11 protein-coding genes and 2 tRNA genes are annotated in these 15,972 nt (G+C 60.8%); 6 read left to right on the top strand and 7 right to left on the bottom strand.

The features are described 5' to 3' along the window. The first annotated feature begins 80 nt into the window (after positions 1-80). Positions 81-167 (top strand) — tRNA-Leu (locus OOT33_RS09925). 78 nt (positions 168-245) lie between these two features. On the opposite strand, the gene OOT33_RS09930 is transcribed toward OOT33_RS09925, so the two are convergent. Then, positions 246-539, bottom strand: a complete 294-nt coding sequence (locus tag OOT33_RS09930; protein WP_307749871.1) for a hypothetical protein — start codon at positions 537-539, stop codon at positions 246-248. 222 nt (positions 540-761) lie between these two features. On the opposite strand from OOT33_RS09930, the gene OOT33_RS09935 reads away from it, so the two are divergent. Further along, positions 762-1,166, top strand: coding sequence for a hypothetical protein (locus OOT33_RS09935; protein WP_307749872.1), 405 nt, complete (start codon positions 762-764; stop codon positions 1,164-1,166). A gap of 447 nt (positions 1,167-1,613) precedes the next feature. On the opposite strand, the gene OOT33_RS09940 is transcribed toward OOT33_RS09935, so the two are convergent. From OOT33_RS09940 to OOT33_RS09955, 4 genes are all read right to left on the bottom strand, one after another. Next, on the bottom strand, positions 1,614-1,868 hold the full coding sequence (locus OOT33_RS09940) for a hypothetical protein (protein WP_373690544.1): 255 nt from the start codon (positions 1,866-1,868) through the stop codon (positions 1,614-1,616). Positions 1,869-1,943: 75 nt separating this feature from the next. Then, positions 1,944-3,167: an IS256 family transposase gene (locus tag OOT33_RS09945; RefSeq protein WP_307749873.1), complete on the bottom strand. Its 1,224-nt coding sequence runs from the start codon at positions 3,165-3,167 to the stop codon at positions 1,944-1,946. Then, positions 3,133-4,218 (bottom strand): cation:proton antiporter, encoded by a 1,086-nt coding sequence (locus OOT33_RS09950; RefSeq protein ID WP_307749874.1) that lies wholly within the window; start codon positions 4,216-4,218, stop codon positions 3,133-3,135. The genes OOT33_RS09945 and OOT33_RS09950 overlap by 35 nt, the downstream gene beginning before the upstream one ends. A gap of 234 nt (positions 4,219-4,452) precedes the next feature. Further along, positions 4,453-5,343 carry a LysR substrate-binding domain-containing protein gene (locus OOT33_RS09955; RefSeq protein WP_307749875.1) on the bottom strand — a complete coding sequence of 297 codons (891 nt, stop codon included), beginning with the start codon at positions 5,341-5,343 and terminating at the stop codon, positions 4,453-4,455. A 104-nt stretch (positions 5,344-5,447) separates the two neighbouring features. Between OOT33_RS09955 and OOT33_RS09960 the strand changes: the two genes are divergently transcribed. Both OOT33_RS09960 and OOT33_RS09965 read left to right on the top strand, forming a co-directional pair. Continuing rightward, entirely contained in the window at positions 5,448-6,146 is a 699-nt protein-coding gene (locus OOT33_RS09960; protein ID WP_307749876.1) for a pirin family protein, read from the top strand. A gap of 72 nt (positions 6,147-6,218) precedes the next feature. Continuing rightward, positions 6,219-6,779: an NAD(P)H-dependent oxidoreductase gene (locus tag OOT33_RS09965; protein ID WP_307749877.1), complete on the top strand. Its 561-nt coding sequence runs from the start codon at positions 6,219-6,221 to the stop codon at positions 6,777-6,779. Positions 6,780-7,199: 420 nt separating this feature from the next. On the opposite strand, the gene OOT33_RS09970 is transcribed toward OOT33_RS09965, so the two are convergent. Both OOT33_RS09970 and OOT33_RS09975 read right to left on the bottom strand, forming a co-directional pair. Next, complete coding sequence (locus OOT33_RS09970; protein WP_307749878.1) at positions 7,200-8,480, bottom strand: hypothetical protein; 1,281 nt, start codon at positions 8,478-8,480, stop codon at positions 7,200-7,202. A 196-nt stretch (positions 8,481-8,676) separates the two neighbouring features. Next, a tRNA-Thr gene (locus OOT33_RS09975) sits at positions 8,677-8,752 on the bottom strand. Positions 8,753-9,084: 332 nt separating this feature from the next. Between OOT33_RS09975 and OOT33_RS17885 the strand changes: the two genes are divergently transcribed. Together OOT33_RS17885 and OOT33_RS09985 are read left to right on the top strand one after the other, a co-directional pair. Beyond that, positions 9,085-11,169 carry a hypothetical protein gene (locus OOT33_RS17885; protein WP_373690545.1) on the top strand — a complete coding sequence of 695 codons (2,085 nt, stop codon included), beginning with the start codon at positions 9,085-9,087 and terminating at the stop codon, positions 11,167-11,169. A gap of 135 nt (positions 11,170-11,304) precedes the next feature. After that, complete coding sequence (locus OOT33_RS09985; protein WP_307749879.1) at positions 11,305-15,969, top strand: NAD-glutamate dehydrogenase domain-containing protein; 4,665 nt, start codon at positions 11,305-11,307, stop codon at positions 15,967-15,969. The last annotated feature ends 3 nt before the right edge of the window (positions 15,970-15,972 follow it).

Genomic DNA, 15,972 nt, shown 5'->3' on the forward strand with positions numbered 1-15,972 from the left:
GCCCCACATCGCTTTGCTAATGGCCACCGCCTACCAGGGGCCGCGCCTTAATGTTGAAGGGCCGGTTTCCTATGTGATGTGCGGTCGTGGCGGAACTGGTAGACGCGCAACGTTGAGGTCGTTGTGGCCGAAAGGCCGTGGAAGTTCGAGTCTTCTCGACCGCACCAGCTTAACCATTAAGTCCTTGATAACTCAGGGATTTTCTGGGTTAGATTCTTTCGCCAGTCACCCTTTTGGTGGCCCTTTTAAATTGAATGATAAGGCTCCGGTTTGCGCGACAGACCGGCAGCGAGATACACCGCTGGACCAATCTGCTCATGCAGGTTTGAGCAAATCTCCGACAATCCCTCCGGCAACAAGACGGTCCTAGCACCCGTTTCGATGTAGCGGTCGAGGATTGCCTCATTCGCAACTTCCATCGACTGCCGATGCACCTTGGGTACATCTAGCCCTAGCTTGACTGCCCTACCTGTAAGCATTTTGAGGTTGTGACCCAAAGCCCTGCTGCGCAGCTCCTCAATAGTCACTCCGTTCAGCAACAGGTACGCCTTGAGGTACAACTCAATCGCATGACTGAATAGGAACCGGATAGGTGCATCTGAGTGTATAGTACCAATATCTGCTCTGGCTAGCGCGGTTGCACTAGTAGCATACGCATGCGCGTAGTGAAACATTCCTACTGGAGTGGTTCGAGTTTCCACTTTTCTATCCACAGTACGACGCGTTCTTAAAAATCTACAAACGTGTTTCAATATCATCATATGAAACTCGAACAGCAAGTATGCTCATTGAAACTAGCAAAGCGCCTTAAAGAGCTGGGAGTGAAGCAACATAGCTTGTTTTGGTGGGACGACCATACTGAGATAAGTTTTGTAGAGATTGTCTCTTTCATGGAACCAGATAATCCCGTTTGCTCCGCCTTCACTGTCGCAGAGTTGGGGGAGATTTTGAACAACGCATGCTCAGTGAAATTCGACGATAGCGTCATGCAGTCCCTGAGCGCTATCAACGGTTTTATGGTTTGGCTCGCCGACATCAATAGCGATGCGTACCCGACAATTGACAGTTGGATGGAGCAGTTTCACGAACTAACCGAGGCTGATGCCCGCGCCAAAATGCTTATCTACCTCATCGAGAACGACCTAATCCAGTCACCCTTTCAGTGACCCTTTTCCTCCGCGCTACCTTGACGCTGCATGACGCGTCATGAGGAAGAAACTAAGTTTGCTCAACGACTTGGCGGTCGCTATGTCACTGTATGAGAAGGGTTTTTATGCTTCTCGACCGCACCAGACAGTCTTCATGAAATCAGTATTTTCGCCTTCGGGCGGGTCGTGTGGCGCAAGTGGCGTAATTCTGCGGGGTTTTACGTATTCGTATTGCTGCATCCAGAGTCCGGTTGATGTCCGGAACAACCGCCGGCACCGCCTTGCCACTGGGCTGACTGATCCAGACTCAACGCAGCGCGCTCTAAGAGGCCGGGTCCCTCGCGGCCGGATTTCCGTGGCCTGCGGGTGCCGAACGAACGGCAGCTTCCACTGGCTCCAATTCTCCCGCCTACGTCCGCATTGTCGGAACGCCGTCAAGCGCAAGAAAGGGCGAAAAACCGCTGATCAACTGCGCGAAGCCGGTGCCTGCGCATCGGAAGGCTGATGCGCGTCATCGGCGTCCGGATCTCGTCCCTGGCGCCTGTCCAACTGCCGCATGACCGGTGTTACGGTGAGGCCGTGAAGCAGGATCGAGAACAGCGCGACGAGGCCAACAATTGCCCACAGGCGCTCGCCGGCTGACATTGGCATATGGTTGAGACCATAAGCGAGATAATAGAACGAGCCAACACCCCGGATACCGAAGAATGCGAGGGTCATCTTCTCGGACAGGTCGGCCTTGAACCCGGCCAGCGGGGACTGTCAGGATTTCCGTGTGCGGCGGGCGGTTGAACATTACGCCGCCATGGCTTTGATAAAGCGTTCGCCGAAGATTACGGCGAACTGGGCCTTGGCCATGGTCCACTCACGTGGGGGCATTTTCCACTCTTTTTCGGATCGGTTCAAGATCAGATAGAGCAGCTTGGTTGCGGCATCATCGCTGGGGAAGTGCCCCCTGGCCCTGACGGCCCGCCGAAGCTTGGAGTTCAGCGCCTCGATCGCGTTCGTCGTATAAATGATCCGGCGCACTTCGTCTGGGAAGGCGAAGAATGGGATCACCTCGCCCCAGGCCCGTCGCCAGCTCTGGCCGATGGCCGGGTAGCGCTGGCCCCAGGGGCCGGCCTCAAAGTCCGTCAGCGCCTGTTCGGCCGCATCGGCATCGACGGCACGATAGATTTCCTTGAGCGCTCCCACCAGCCCTTTGCGGTCCTTCCAGGACACAAAGTCCATGGAGTTGCGCAGCAGGTGAACGATGCAAGTCTGGACGATCGTCTCCGGGAACACGGCGGTGATCGCGTCGGGAAAGCCTTTGAGGCCATCGACGACGGCCAGCAGGATATCATCGACTCCCCGGTTTTTGAGTTCGTTCATCACCCGCAGCCAGAATTTGGCGCCTTCATTCTGCTCGAGCCACAGACCGAGGACCTCCTTCGCGCCATCGGCGCGGACGCCCAGCGCGATATGGATCGCCTTGTTGCGGACCATCCCTTCATCCCGGATCTTGACCCGGATCGCATCGAAAAAGACGAGCGGGTAAATCGGATCGAGCGGCCGTTGCTGCCAGGTGGCCACTTCGTCGAGCACGGCATCCGTCACCGTGCTGATCAGATCCGGCGACACATCAATGCCATACAGCTCATGCAGGTGCCCGGTGATCTCCCGGGTGCTCATGCCGCGCGCATACATCGACACGATCTTGTCGTCAAAGCCGGGGAAGCGACGCTGATATTTGGCGATCAACAGCGGATCGAAGCTCGACTGGCGGTCGCGCGGCACGTCGATCGCCAGCTTGCCGGTATCGGTCATCACGGTCTTCCGGCCATAGCCGTTGCGCGTGTTGCCATTGCTTTCGTCGCCAGCAAGATGGTGATCCATCTCCGCGTTCAGCGCTCGCTCGGTCAGCGCCTTCTTCAGTGAATCCAGCAGGCCGCCCTGCTCGAATGCCGCACTGGCAGCGCCTCCTGCCAGCAACTGATCGAGAAGCTCATTCGGTATCGCAGGTTCTTTGCGTCGGGACATAGTGGGACTCCTTCTTACCCATTATGCCCGCCCACACACGGAAATCCTGACAGTCCCGGCCAGGCGCAATCATTCCGCCAATCGGCCGGATGACCAGCAGGATGATCGCGGCTGCCACCACTTCTGTCGCTCCCAGCGGACGCAACAGCCCGCTGACCAGCGCGCCGCCGAACAGCAGCAACAGGACCATCATCGCTAGGCGCTCGACCTGCTCGGTTATGTCGTGCATCTGCCGGTTGAACGCATGATCGCGATGCGATCGGCGCAGCGTCAGTGCGGTAACGAAAACCGCAAGGAAGCCATAGCAGTGTATCAACTCGGTCACTCCGTATGACACAAAGGTCGCGGAGATCGCGATGAGGCCGTCTCCCGTCTTGGAGAGCTTGGTGTCGGCCGGGACATGGAACGTCAACCAGCCGAACAGTCGACCAATAAGCCAGCCACCTATGATGCCGGCCCCAATCTCCCACACGACATTGTGAAGCACCCACTGGCTGGCCCAAGGCTCCCCGGTCGTCGCCGCCAAGCCGAGGGCGATCGCGAGGTGCACGAACGGGAACGCCAGGCCGTCGTTGAGGCCTGCCTCCGATGTGAGGCCGAAGCGAACCTCGTCCTCTTCGCCGGTCTTGGGAGGTCCGACCTGAATGTCGGATGCCAGTACCGGGTCGGTCGGCGCCAGGCTCGCTGCCAGCAGAAGCGCCGCCGCCCACGGCAACCCAAGCATGCTGGCGCCCAACAGGGTCATCGCAGCAATCCCTAGCGGCATGGTCACAGCCAGCAGTCGCCAGGTGACGCCCCATTTTCGCCAGCTGAACGGACGATCCAGCTTCAGGCCCGCGCCAATCAGCGCAATGATGACGACGAACTCCGTAAACCGTTCCGTGATGTCGGGGTAATCGAGCGGTAGTGGCTTCAGCCTGACAACCGGCAGCGAGAATATCGCGGCGCCTATCCCCATACAGACGATAGGTAGAGACAAGGGCAGCCGCTTGAGGGCGAGCGGGAGCCATGCGACGAGCGCTATCAGCAGACCGGCTCCCGTCAGTATCATAATATAGGGGTCAGGGCTGTAGGAGGTAGGCTGCACCTGCCTTCAACGCGGCAACGCCGCGAACGGCTCATAACGGACGCCTGCCGGTACAAAAGATTCGCGGTACCACGCCAGAGTGCCACCTACCGGTGCCAGGGCGACGCTGGCTGGGCATGGACCTCGTCGATGAACGACAGGGCGGCTTTCATGCAACGGGCGCGTCACTCCGAACGACTGTTCTGCGCAGGAGGCGCCTCAACACCGTTCGATGAGCGCATCGAGTATCCATGTGGTGGCAGGGCCGGGGGTGCGGTCCTTCCGCCAGAGGGCATGCAGCCGGTAGTCAAGCGGCGGCGCATCAGGCAGGCGCAGCTCGATCAGGCGTCCGGCGGCCAGATCATCCGCGACGGCATGGCGTGGCATATTGCCCCAGCCAATAGCCTCAAGAAGCAGGGCGTGCTTTGCGCCAAGATCCGCCAGCCGCCACGTTCGGGGGCTCATGACCGAAAAATCCCGGCCTTCGGTCAGCGGTGACCGATCCGTCAGGACCAGTTGCAGATGTTTGCGAGCCTCACCCGGAGCAATGGACCTATGCTTGGCCAGCGGGTGCTCCGGCGCAGCGACAGGGACCATTGAAACGCTGCCGACGGAGAGCCGATCGAGCGCCGGCAGATCGACGATATCGGGGCCCGCCACCCCAAGATCGGCCTTTCCATCCCATACCAGGGCGGCGATCGCGCCAAGAGCCTCGACATGGAGCCGCAGATCGACCGTGGGGAAGGCACTCTGGAAATCGCGTAAAATACTGGCGACCGTTGCGCTGGGCAGCATGACGTCGACCGCGAGCGCAACCTGCGTTTCCAGACCTTGCCGGATACTGCGCGCCCGGGCGACCAGGCTGTCGGTCTCGTCGGCCACTGTGCGGGCATCGGCCAGCAGCGCGGCTCCGGCCGCCGTCAATGCCGGACGGCGCGAACCCTCGCGATCGAACAACCTGACGCCCAACTGGTTTTCGAGCGACGAGACCCCGTAGCTGATCACCGAAAGAGCCCGGCCAAGCTTGCTCGCGGCCTTGTTGAAACTTCCTTCGTCCGCAACCGCAAGGAAGATGCGGAGTTGATCAAGCGTGGGCTGGCCTACATCCATTTATTCAACTCATACGAACATTTTATATCGATTTATTCGGGTTTTCTGATCGGTTTGCAAGTGCCAAATGACGGTCATCGACAGTCACACAAGGGAGCATATCCATGATCGAGCTTCGGCCATTTTCCACCCTCGGTGCAGCCAACCACGGCTGGCTGGATGCGCATCATCACTTCTCATTTGCGGACTATCACGATCCGGCCCGGGTCAACTGGGGTCAGCTTCGCGTCTGGAACGACGACAGGATTGCGCCCAAGACCGGTTTCCCGCCCCACCCGCATCGTGACATGGAGATCATTACCTATGTCCGCCAAGGCGCGATTTCGCATCAGGACAGTCTGGGCAATGCCGGACGCACAGAGGCAGGGGACGTTCAGGTCATGTCCGCAGGCGAAGGCATCCGGCATTCCGAATATAATCTGGAGGACGAGGAAACGCAGATTTTTCAGATCTGGATCATCCCCGATCATCGCGGCGGGGCCCCCAGTTGGGGCACACAGCCTTTTCCGAAAGAAGCCAGGAGCGACCGTTTCGTGACGCTCGCATCCGGAATGCCGGGCGATGAAGACAGCCTCTCCATCCGCGCCAACGCCCGGGTGCTGGGTGCGACCGTTAAGGCGGGCGAGAGCCTGACCTACGAGAGCGCGCCGGACCGCCATCTCTATCTCGTTCCCGCAGCCGGCAGGGTTCGCATCGGCACCATTGAGGCCAATGCGCGCGACGGGCTGGCCATCACGGGAGAGAAGATGATCGAGGTGACGGCGCTGGAGGACAGCGAAATCGTTCTCGTCGACGCCGCCTGAAATACCGGAGCGACCGGACCGAAAATCCGGCCGCCTCCAAACCACCCTGTTCAAGAACCGGAAGGAAGCATCATGTCACAACAGATCACTATCGCCGTCATCGTCGGCAGCCTGCGCAAGGACTCCGTCAATCGCAAGGCGGCTCTCGCTCTGGCCCGTATGGCCCCCGCGCATGTCAACTTGAATATCACCGAAATCGGTGACCTGCCGCTTTACGACGAAGATGTCGAAGCCGCAGGGACGCCTGCCTCCTGGACCCGCTTCCGAGACGAGCTGCGCGCGAGCGATGCCGTCCTGTTCGTAACGCCCGAATATAACCGGTCGGTTCCGGGCGCACTCAAAAATGCCATCGATGTCGGTTCGCGCCCCTATGGCAACAGCGCATGGGCCGGAAAACCGGCCGCGATAATGAGCCTGTCTCCCGGGGCGCTAGGCGCATTTGGCGCCAATCATCATCTGCGGCAGTCGCTTGTCTTTCTCGACATGCCGATATTGCAACAACCCGAGGCCTATATCGGCAACGCATATTCTTTGTTCGATGAAGCCGGGACCATTATGAATGAAGGCAGTGCCAAATTCTTCCAGACCTTCCTTGACACCTTCATCGGCTGGATCGAGCGAACCTCCGGGTGACTTGGCCGCAAGGCAATCCGCCCCGGGCATCGCGTCGAGTCCGGGGCCATTGAGGTCCACCAGAACCAGCTCCATCGGTTTTGCCCTTGCAATGAAGCTGCCCTTGGCACACTCTCACCTGGCGGCTTATTTCCGTTCGCACGGCGGCGGGCCTTGGCCCCGGCTCGATGGAGACATTCGTCGGGCATAGCCTGCTCCAATACACATTTGCAAGGCACCGAACCGCCCTGCCGATTCGCTTGCCGATTGAGCGAGTTCACGGCGCCATTAATTCTCTACCAAAGTTCTGACGCCCCGCCCCGCTCTCACGAGGCACGGCGGTTTTGGCTTGTAATCGAAGGGTTCGCACTAGCCCTTCATATAAGATGGAAGAAATTGCGCAGAGGACGCTTAGTGGGATGACGCCAGTAAATAGTATGTTTATTTTGAACTGCGCTTTGTCTTCTGACCTTGTTGGAGGATTCTCATACGCTGATTGATCAGCACCTTTTGCTCGCGCAGTCCATTTTCACTGCTCGGAAGATCCACAATCGCGAGCCAATGTTTGTGAGAGGCGACCTTGGGCGCGTGGAACAGGAGATGGTTGACGTGCCGAGATAGGAGAAGTCGAAGATGCTGGGACATCACGTGAAGGTCGTCATCGTGATCGCCTGCGTGTACATACTCATTCCTGAGCTGTGAGATGTGCCTCATAATCCAATGGCTCAGTAGCTTATCATCATCCGCGAAGGTCGCCCGCTTGATAATCCGCTCATAGCTTTTTTCGCGTGAATTGGATTCGCTGTAGAGCCTTTCGAGCGCCGACCAGTATCGCAAGAGAGTGTAGCTTTGATCGCGCGAAGCCATACCGTTTTGCATGAGTTTTAAGACGTCGATCAGTACGTCCTTGAAAGGATGCTTTGCCAGCTTTGTCAGAGCTTTTCGAACGGTCGGTAGGGTCTTCGTTACCTCAGCCATCGTCAGCGGGGATGAGTCCCATTTGCTTTCGCTAAATTCGGGCTCGTACCAAATTTCCTTATCGTTTAGCGACTCCTTCCCCTTGAATAGAAATTGATACGGTCCATTGAATAAAGGCGCTTCGGCTTGTGGAGACGAGGTCCAAGTGCGTCGGCCAAAAAGTCGATACATATTGAAAACGGCCATGAATAGATCGATCGCATCAAGCATTTGGCGCGCTGCATTCTCTGGCTGCCTCGCTTTGCAACGCGCGATAAGATGGCCGTAAAAAACCGGCTTATGGGGATAGACATTGCCATGACCGTTTAGAAAGAACTCCTTTAAAGCCATGTGGCGCGGAAGGTGATGCGCGCTTTCCAGCCTCACGCCGCCCCAGCGAATTTTGAATGTCTCGGCGTCACTCATGTTGCGAGCACGAAACTTCGTCCAAAGTGCATAGGATTTTGGCGGTTCGCTCAATTGCTCCGTTGCAAGGCGCTGTGCTTCCGATGTGACGCCATCGAGCGTCAGAGTCCCTTTCTTACGTGAATTCCATAGTGCTTGGCGCAACAGGTAACGCACTTGACGGTTGGTGAACGACTTGTCGACATCGAATGCATCGGGAAGGATGCGTTCAAGTCCATCATGATCGAAGTAATGAAATTGGAGCTGCCCTTCCTCATTGATTGAGGTGCCTTTCTCAAAGACCTTGAGTAATTCAGATAGTTCATTGTCAAATTTGATTTTTCGTCGAACTGCGGGCATGTCATTCTCCATGTCGGAGCCATCTCATTCTATGAAAGATCGTTCGCTAGGATCAATCTCTTACATCCATATTTATTGGGTATAGCTTAGGTCGCGCCCCATTTCCCTACCCAAAGCGCCCCACGCCAGACCCAGTGGCAGTCCTTACGGAAGGCCATTTCGTAGTGAAAAATGCTGACATTGAGGGGAAGGAGGATGGTGCCGCTTAGGTGACTCGAACACCTGACATCCACATTACGAATGTGGCGCTCTACCAACTGAGCTAAAGCGGCTTAACCCTTATTCCGTTCACTTACCCTACGTATCGCCCATAAAACAGTGTTGGAATCTGGGCGATGACCCCAACATTACGAATGCGATGCTCTACCAACTGAGCTAAAGCGGCGTGCGGCCGGCCGGGTGACACCGCCGGTTGCTGGCGCGCGCATAACAGTCGTGGGGCGGGCTGGCAAGGTGGAACCGTGTGTAGCGGTTGTCCGTTGAGCGCGTTGCGAGGGCCTGCGCTCCTCGCCGACCCCTGCCGTTTTAGCCTTTGTTAACCATAGGCATGCCAATGTCCCACCCTGAGCCAGACTATAAGTCAGCGGCAAGACGGGGTATGCCAATGGACAGTTTACGCGGTCAGACCGACATCGAGGGTGAGGATATCGACGATTCCGGCGCGATCGAAGCGCCGCCGATGTTCCAGTCTCAGGAGCGGCGCATGCATGTGCGCGCTTATAATTACTGGGTCTCGCTGCTCGGCAACCGCTCGCTGCCCTCGATAGAGGATCTGAACCCCGAGGATACGCAGGATTTCAGCGCCAACAGCGTGCTGCTCGATTTTTCGATGGGGCTGGAGAATCCGGCTATCCTGTATCTTGGCTCTGCACTGCGCGAGGAATGCGGCATCGACGGCACGATCGAGCGGGTGGACGAGGTGCCGCCGCGTTCGCTGCTGACGCGCCTCACTGATCATTACCTCCAGATCATTGCCAATGCCGCACCCGTGGGCTTCGAGGCGGAATTCATCAACCAGCGTGACGTGTCGATCCGGTATCGCGGCATTTTGATGCCTTTCTCTTCGGACGACGAGACGATCGACTTCATCTATGGCGTCATCAACTGGAAGGAAGCCGTCAGCGACAGCGTGATGGAGCAGCTCGACGCAGAGGTGCAGGCCGCGCTCGCTGCGCCCGCCGCCCATTCGAATACCCCGATCTGGGCGGAGGGCCCCTCGGCCACCTATGATTTCGTCGACCGCGAGGACGACGGCCCAAACGCGCGCGAGCAGGAGTTTCTCGACGATCTCGTCGATCTGCCAGAGCATGATCTGCTCGATGTTGGCGATGACCTGTCCGAAAGTGCGGCCGCCCCGGAAGACGACGGCGATTTCGGTTTCGACGAGGTCGGTGTAGCCGCCGCCGTGGAGGAAGACCCGGTTGCCGCCGCTCTGGCCGATCTGGAGGAGCTGACGGTCGGAGGTGCCGAGGAAGCGCTAGCCGATACGACGGAGCCGCTCGATCTCGCGAGCTTCGCAGCACCAGCTCCAGAAGCTGGAGCCGATCCGCTCGATGAACTCGGCTCGCTCGATGATCTGCTCTCGATGCCGGGCGAGGAACCGGTGCTCGCTGCCCCTTTGGAGGAACGCGCGCTTGACGAGCTGGACCTCGCCGCGTTCCTGATGCCGGAACCTACCACAGCCGTGGCTGCCCCCGCCCCGGAGTCTGTAGGCGACGCGCTCGATTTCGATGTTGACGATCTGCTGGGCGATCTGGGGATAGAGACGCCAAGTGCAGAGAATGCTTCACCCCCCGCAGCGCAGGAGGAAGTGCTCGAAGAACTGCCGGATGTGGACGACATTCTTGCGGGGATGGACTTTGACGCGACCGAGGAAACGCCGACTGAACCCGAAACGGTCGCACCCGAGGCCGCGCCGCAGCCCGTCGAACGCAATGACACGATCGACCTCGACGACCTGCTGGGCGATATCGGGCTCGACGAGCTGGACAACGATATCCCGGCAAAGGCGCCTGAGCCGGAACCCGCGTTCTCGTCTCTTTCTGCCGAGATGATCTCGGTCGGCGGTGACCTGGCCGATCTGCTGGCTGAGGCCCGCAACATCGCCGCCGAAGTGCGCGAGTGCGACGCGCGCAGCCGCGCCGCACTCTACCGCGCGATCGGCCGTGCCCACGATTTCGCGCTGAGCGCGCAAGCGGCCCCCGCAGACTATGCCGAGATGCTGGAGGACGCCGCCATCACCGTGCAGGAGCGCAGCCCGATGACTGCCGTCATCAAGCTCGTGTTCGGCGCGGAATATGACAAGACGCGCATCGCCGAATATGCGCTCGCGCTCGATCATGCCAACGAGACAGGCATGGCGCGTGGTGAGCTTGGCGAAGCATTGGCCGCATATCAGGGCGGATTGAAGGGGCTGGTGCGCGACATGCGCGCCGCTCGCAATGGCGCCGCGTCCGCTGACGCCGCCGCCCGGCCCGTGCGCAGGCTGGAGCGCGCAGTGCGCAAGCTCCAGAAGGCGAAAATCGCAGACGACTCCGCGTTGCCCTTCGGCGAGCTGGGGCTGGCCGTCGTCATTGCCCGCCGCGAGGCGGACGGCAGCATCGCACTGCTTGGAGGGGTCGGCCTTGAGGACAAGGCCGCGCAGAAGGTGATGATCGCCGCCAGCAAGGGCGTGCGTGCAAAGCGCTGAAGGATAGCGCGATTCCCGAATTACGAAGGATTAAACGAACAAAAGTCACGCCTCGTTCATTTTCAGCATCCATAGTTCGACTGAGTGCCCCATAATAGACAAGGGCCGCCCGTGGCCCGCACAGAGGAGAGGGACATGGCCAAGCTCGATCATATCGGTGCCGACGAGGTTCGTCGGCGGGTGCAATCGGCGCTGGCGCACGGTGCCCTGCCGGGTGAGCGCGAGGGGTTCGACGAAGCCGCCTCCCAGGCTGCGGCAGACTTTATGGTTCAGGCGCTGGCGAACAGGCAGCCCGGCTCCCCTGTCATTCTGATCGAGCGCGTCGCTCCAGCCCCGAGCAAGGCGCGCGCGCGTTCGCTGCGGATCGCGCTCGTCAATGACGACATGCCGTTTCTTGTGGACAGTATCGCCAACTGCCTCGCGGCCGAGGGTGTCACCATCCGGCGATTGATGCACCCGGTGCTCGGCGTGGAGCGCGATGGAAAGGGCGCGCTGGTGCGCATCCTGCCCAAGGACAGCCCCGGCGCACGGCGCGAGTCCGCCATCTTCATCGAAGTGGATCAGGTGACATCCCGCCAGACCGAGCGCCTGGAAGCGGCGCTTGGCGAAACGCTCACCCATGTGCGCGCGGCGGTGACGGACTGGGCGAAGATGCAGGATGCGCTGGCGGCAGATGCGGACCGGGTGACCGACGACGAAGGCGCATCGCTGCTGCGCTGGCTCCTCGACCGCAATTTCACCCAGCTCGGGCATCAGCTCTGCCGCCGTGATGGCAGCTGCGAGGCGGCGCTCGGCATTTCCGCGCTCGATGGTGCGGAGCCGCTGCTTGCGCCGGCCAGCATAGAGGCGGCCTTCGGCTGGTTCGAGGAAGGCGGGCGCACCCCGCTCGTGATCAAGAGCAACCAGTCGTCCAAGGTGCATCGCGCCAGCCTCATTGACCTGTTCATCGTGCCGGTGCGCGAGGGCAAGTCGATCCGCTCTCTCTCTATCCATGCCGGCATGTGGACCAGCGCCGCGCTTGCCACGCCGCCAGACCGGGTGCCGATCCTGCGCTCGGCCTTGAATGCCCTGATGGAAAAGCATCATTTCGATGCGCCGAGCCATGCGGGCAAGGCGCTGTTCCACGCACTCACCACGCTTCCACACGATATCATCATCGGGTTTGACCGCGCGACGCTTGAGCGCCTGGCCCTTACCTTCATGTCACTGGCCGACCGGCCGCGCCCCAAGCTGGTGCTCGCCACCGCGCCGCTCGCGCGCCATCTCTATGCGTTCGTCTGGTTGCCGCGCGATGAAGTCTCGACCGGCCGCCGCGTCGCCATTCAGGATATGCTGAAAGGTGCCGCCAACGCGCCGCTCCTGAGCTGGTCGATCGCGCTCGAGGAGGGCGGCCTCGCGCTGCTGCGCATCACGCTCGATCTGCGGGTGGGCGGAAAGACGCCGGACGAGGAACTGCTGGACAAGCAATTGAAGCACATGGTGCGCGGCTGGGCACCCGCCGTCGAGGCATCGCTGGCAGATCAGATGGAGGGCGCCTCTGCGGCGCGTCTGGCCGAGACTTATGCCAATGGCTTCCCGCAGGGTTATCGTCTGGGTGCCGGGCCAGAAGAGGCGGCGACAGACATTGCCGAGCTGGTTCAGCTGACGCCCGAGGCGGACAAACGCGTCCGCGTTTATCGCAACGAGGGTGACAAGACCGATCAGCTGCGCCTCAAGCTCTACAGCAGCGCGCCGATCGCGCTGTCCGATGCCGTGCCGGCTTTCGAGAATTTCGGCTTCAAGGCGATTGAGGAGGTCACGACCCCGGTAGGCCAGGGCAAGCTCGGCCATATCCATCGCTTCCTGCTCGCCCGGCATGATGGCGGCGACGCCGCTGCGCTGATGGAGCGCGCACCGCTGCTGCAACAGACGCTGGCGCAGGTGATCGCGGGGAAGAGTGAGGATGATGGCTTCAACGGCCTCATCGTCTCAGCCGGGCTGGAGCCGGAGGCGGTGGTGCTGCTCCGCGCCTTGTTCCGTTATTTGAAGCAGGCGGGCATGCCCTACGCCCTCTCCACGGTGGTCGAGGCGCTACGCAACCAGCAGCATATCACCCGCGCGCTGATTCACCTGTTCGAGGCGCTGCACGATCCCGGCTTTGCAGCCGAAAGGGGAGAGGCGGTGCGTGCTGCGGACGATGGGATAGTGCTCGCCCTGGCGCAGGTCAGCTCGATCGACGAAGACCGCATCATCCGGCTGTTTCACGCGGTCATCCACGCCTGTCTGCGCACGAACTTCTTTCTGGAGAGCGGACAGCTCGCACTTGCCTTCAAGCTGGACAGCGCCAAGGTGCCCGGCCTGCCCAAGCCGCTGCCATGGCGCGAAATCTGGGTCTATTCGCGGCGGGTAGAGGGCATTCACCTGCGCTCCGGCCCGGTGGCGCGCGGTGGCCTGCGCTGGTCAGACCGGCGTGACGATTTCCGCACCGAGATTTTGGGCCTGATGAAGGCGCAGCGCGTGAAGAATGCCGTCATCGTGCCTGCGGGCGCGAAGGGCGGTTTCTATCCCAAGCAGTTGCCGAGCGCCGCCGTCAACCGCGACGCCTGGCTGGCCGAGGGGACGGAGAGCTACCGCATCTTCATCCGCTCGCTGCTGTCGGTCACGGACAATATCGTCGGCGGCGCGGTGGTGCACCCTGAAGGCATGATCGTGCGCGATGGCGAGGATCCCTATTTCGTCGTCGCGGCCGACAAGGGCACGGCCACATTCTCAGATGTCGCCAACGCGATTTCGCTCGAACGCGGTTTCTGGCTGGGCGACGCCTTCGCCAGCGGCGGCTCCAACGGCTATGACCACAAGGCGATGGGCATCACCGCGCGCGGCGCGTGGATTTCGGTCCAGCGGCATTTCGCCGAAATGGGCGTGGATGTGCAGAGCCAGAGCGTGCGCGTCGTCGGCGTCGGCGATATGTCCGGCGATGTGTTCGGCAACGGCATGCTGCTTTCCAAGGCGATCAAGCTCGTTGCCGCGTTCGACCACCGCCATATCTTCATCGATCCCGATCCCGATCCGGCAACCAGCTGGGCCGAGCGCGATCGTCTGTTCAAGCTGCCGCGTTCCAGCTGGGACGATTATGACAAGGCGCTCATCAGCCAGGGTGGCGGTGTCTTCCCGCGCAGCCTCAAGAGCATCCCGCTCAGCCCCCAAATGAAGACGTTGCTCGATGTGGCTGAGGATGCGCTCGACCCCGCTTCGCTGATGACCGCGATCCTGCGTGCACAGGCGGATCTGCTGTGGTTCGGCGGCATCGGCACCTATGTGAAGGCCGCGAGCCAGAGCAATGCCGAGGCGGGCGACACGGCGAACGACGCTATCCGCGTCAATGCCGAGGATCTGCGCGTCAAGGTGGTGGGCGAGGGCGCGAACCTTGGCGTGACCCAGGCGGCGCGCATTGCCTTCTCCCTCAACGGCGGGCGTATCAACACCGACTTTATCGACAACAGCGCCGGCGTCGATTGCTCGGATAACGAGGTCAACATCAAGATCGCGCTCAACCAGGAGATGACCGACGGGCGTCTCTCGCTGCAGGACCGCAACAGCCTTTTGGTCGAGATGACCGATGCCGTTGCCGATCTTGTGCTGGAGGATAACCGCTTGCAGGCGCTTGGCCTGTCCATCGCGGAGCAAGGCGGGGTAAAGGCACTTCCGGGCTATGTGCGCCTCATCGAAACCTTCGAGGAGAGCGGCACGCTCGACCGCAAGGTGGAGGGACTGGCCGCCAACGATCAGCTGCTGCGCCGCGCGCAGGATGGCAAGGGCCTCACCCGGCCTGAACTGGCCGTGCTGCTTTCGACCGCGAAGCTGACATTGCAGGATGCGATCGAACAGGGCGCATTGGTGAACGACCCCGGCATGGGCACAGACCTTGCCGCCGCCTTCCCGCCGCAGATGCAAAGCCGTGAGGCAGACGCCATAGCCCGGCATCAGCTGCGCAAGGAAATCATCGCTACCAAGCTTGCCAACCGCATCATCAACCGGCTCGGGCTTGTGCATCCCTATGAGCTGGCGGAGGAGGAAGGCTGCACGCTGGCGGACATGGCCTCGGCCTTCGTGGTGGCGGATCGGTTGCTCGATGTCAGCGCGCTTTGGGACGAGATCGACATAACGGAAATGCCCGAGGCGGGCAGGCTCGCGCTGTTGGGCCTCATCGCCGGGGCAATGCGTTTGCACATGGCCTCGGTCATCCGCGAAATGCCGACCGGCTTTTTACCCGCCGAGGGCATGGAGCGGCTGCGGCCGGGCGTGGAGCAGATGGGCGGGCAGGTGGACGCCGTCCTTACCGAGAGCCTGTTGTTGAACGCGGCAACGATGGAAGACGAGCTGGAGGTGCTGGGCGTGCCCGGTCCGCTCGCCCAGCGTACGTCGCACCTTCATGAAATGGAGGGGATCATCGGCATTGCCAGCCTTACCGCGCGCCTGGGCGGAAATGTGGTGGATATCACCACCGCAGTTGTGCGTCTGGGCGAGGCGACCGGTATTCACTGGCTGCAAAGCGCCGCCGCGCGGCTGGAACCGGCCGACCCTTGGGAGCGGCAGCTTCTGTCCGGCATCGTGCATGATATGCAGAGCGTGCGCCTGGCGCTGATCGCGCGGCTCGGCGTCGAGGATATCGGCAGCAGCGTGAACGCCTGGCTTGCCCAGCAGGCTCCGCGCATCGCCCAGCTGCATCACCAACTCGCCCGTGCGCAAAACGCACCCACGCCCAGTGTCGCGATGCTGGCGGAGCTGGCAGGGCAGGTACGGATGCTGATGAGCCGGTAAGGC

The sequence above is a fragment of the Sphingobium sp. DEHP117 genome (genome assembly GCF_030867385.1).
In the GTDB taxonomy this organism is placed as follows: Bacteria; Pseudomonadota; Alphaproteobacteria; order Sphingomonadales; family Sphingomonadaceae; genus Sphingobium.

Bases quoted from the DNA above. Each gene is read 5' to 3' on its own strand.
- OOT33_RS09935 (WP_307749872.1), top strand. From the start codon at position 762: ATGAAACTCGAACAGCAAGTATGCTCATTGAAACTAGCAAAGCGCCTT.
- OOT33_RS09940 (WP_373690544.1), bottom strand. From the start codon at position 1,868: ATGACCCTCGCATTCTTCGGTATCCGGGGTGTTGGCTCGTTCTATTAT.
- OOT33_RS09945 (WP_307749873.1), bottom strand. From the start codon at position 3,167: ATGTCCCGACGCAAAGAACCTGCGATACCGAATGAGCTTCTCGATCAG.
- OOT33_RS09950 (WP_307749874.1), bottom strand. From the start codon at position 4,218: ATGATACTGACGGGAGCCGGTCTGCTGATAGCGCTCGTCGCATGGCTC.
- OOT33_RS09955 (WP_307749875.1), bottom strand. From the start codon at position 5,343: ATGGATGTAGGCCAGCCCACGCTTGATCAACTCCGCATCTTCCTTGCG.
- OOT33_RS09960 (WP_307749876.1), top strand. From the start codon at position 5,448: ATGATCGAGCTTCGGCCATTTTCCACCCTCGGTGCAGCCAACCACGGC.
- OOT33_RS09965 (WP_307749877.1), top strand. From the start codon at position 6,219: ATGTCACAACAGATCACTATCGCCGTCATCGTCGGCAGCCTGCGCAAG.
- OOT33_RS09970 (WP_307749878.1), bottom strand. From the start codon at position 8,480: ATGCCCGCAGTTCGACGAAAAATCAAATTTGACAATGAACTATCTGAA.
- OOT33_RS17885 (WP_373690545.1), top strand. From the start codon at position 9,085: ATGGACAGTTTACGCGGTCAGACCGACATCGAGGGTGAGGATATCGAC.
- OOT33_RS09985 (WP_307749879.1), top strand. From the start codon at position 11,305: ATGGCCAAGCTCGATCATATCGGTGCCGACGAGGTTCGTCGGCGGGTG.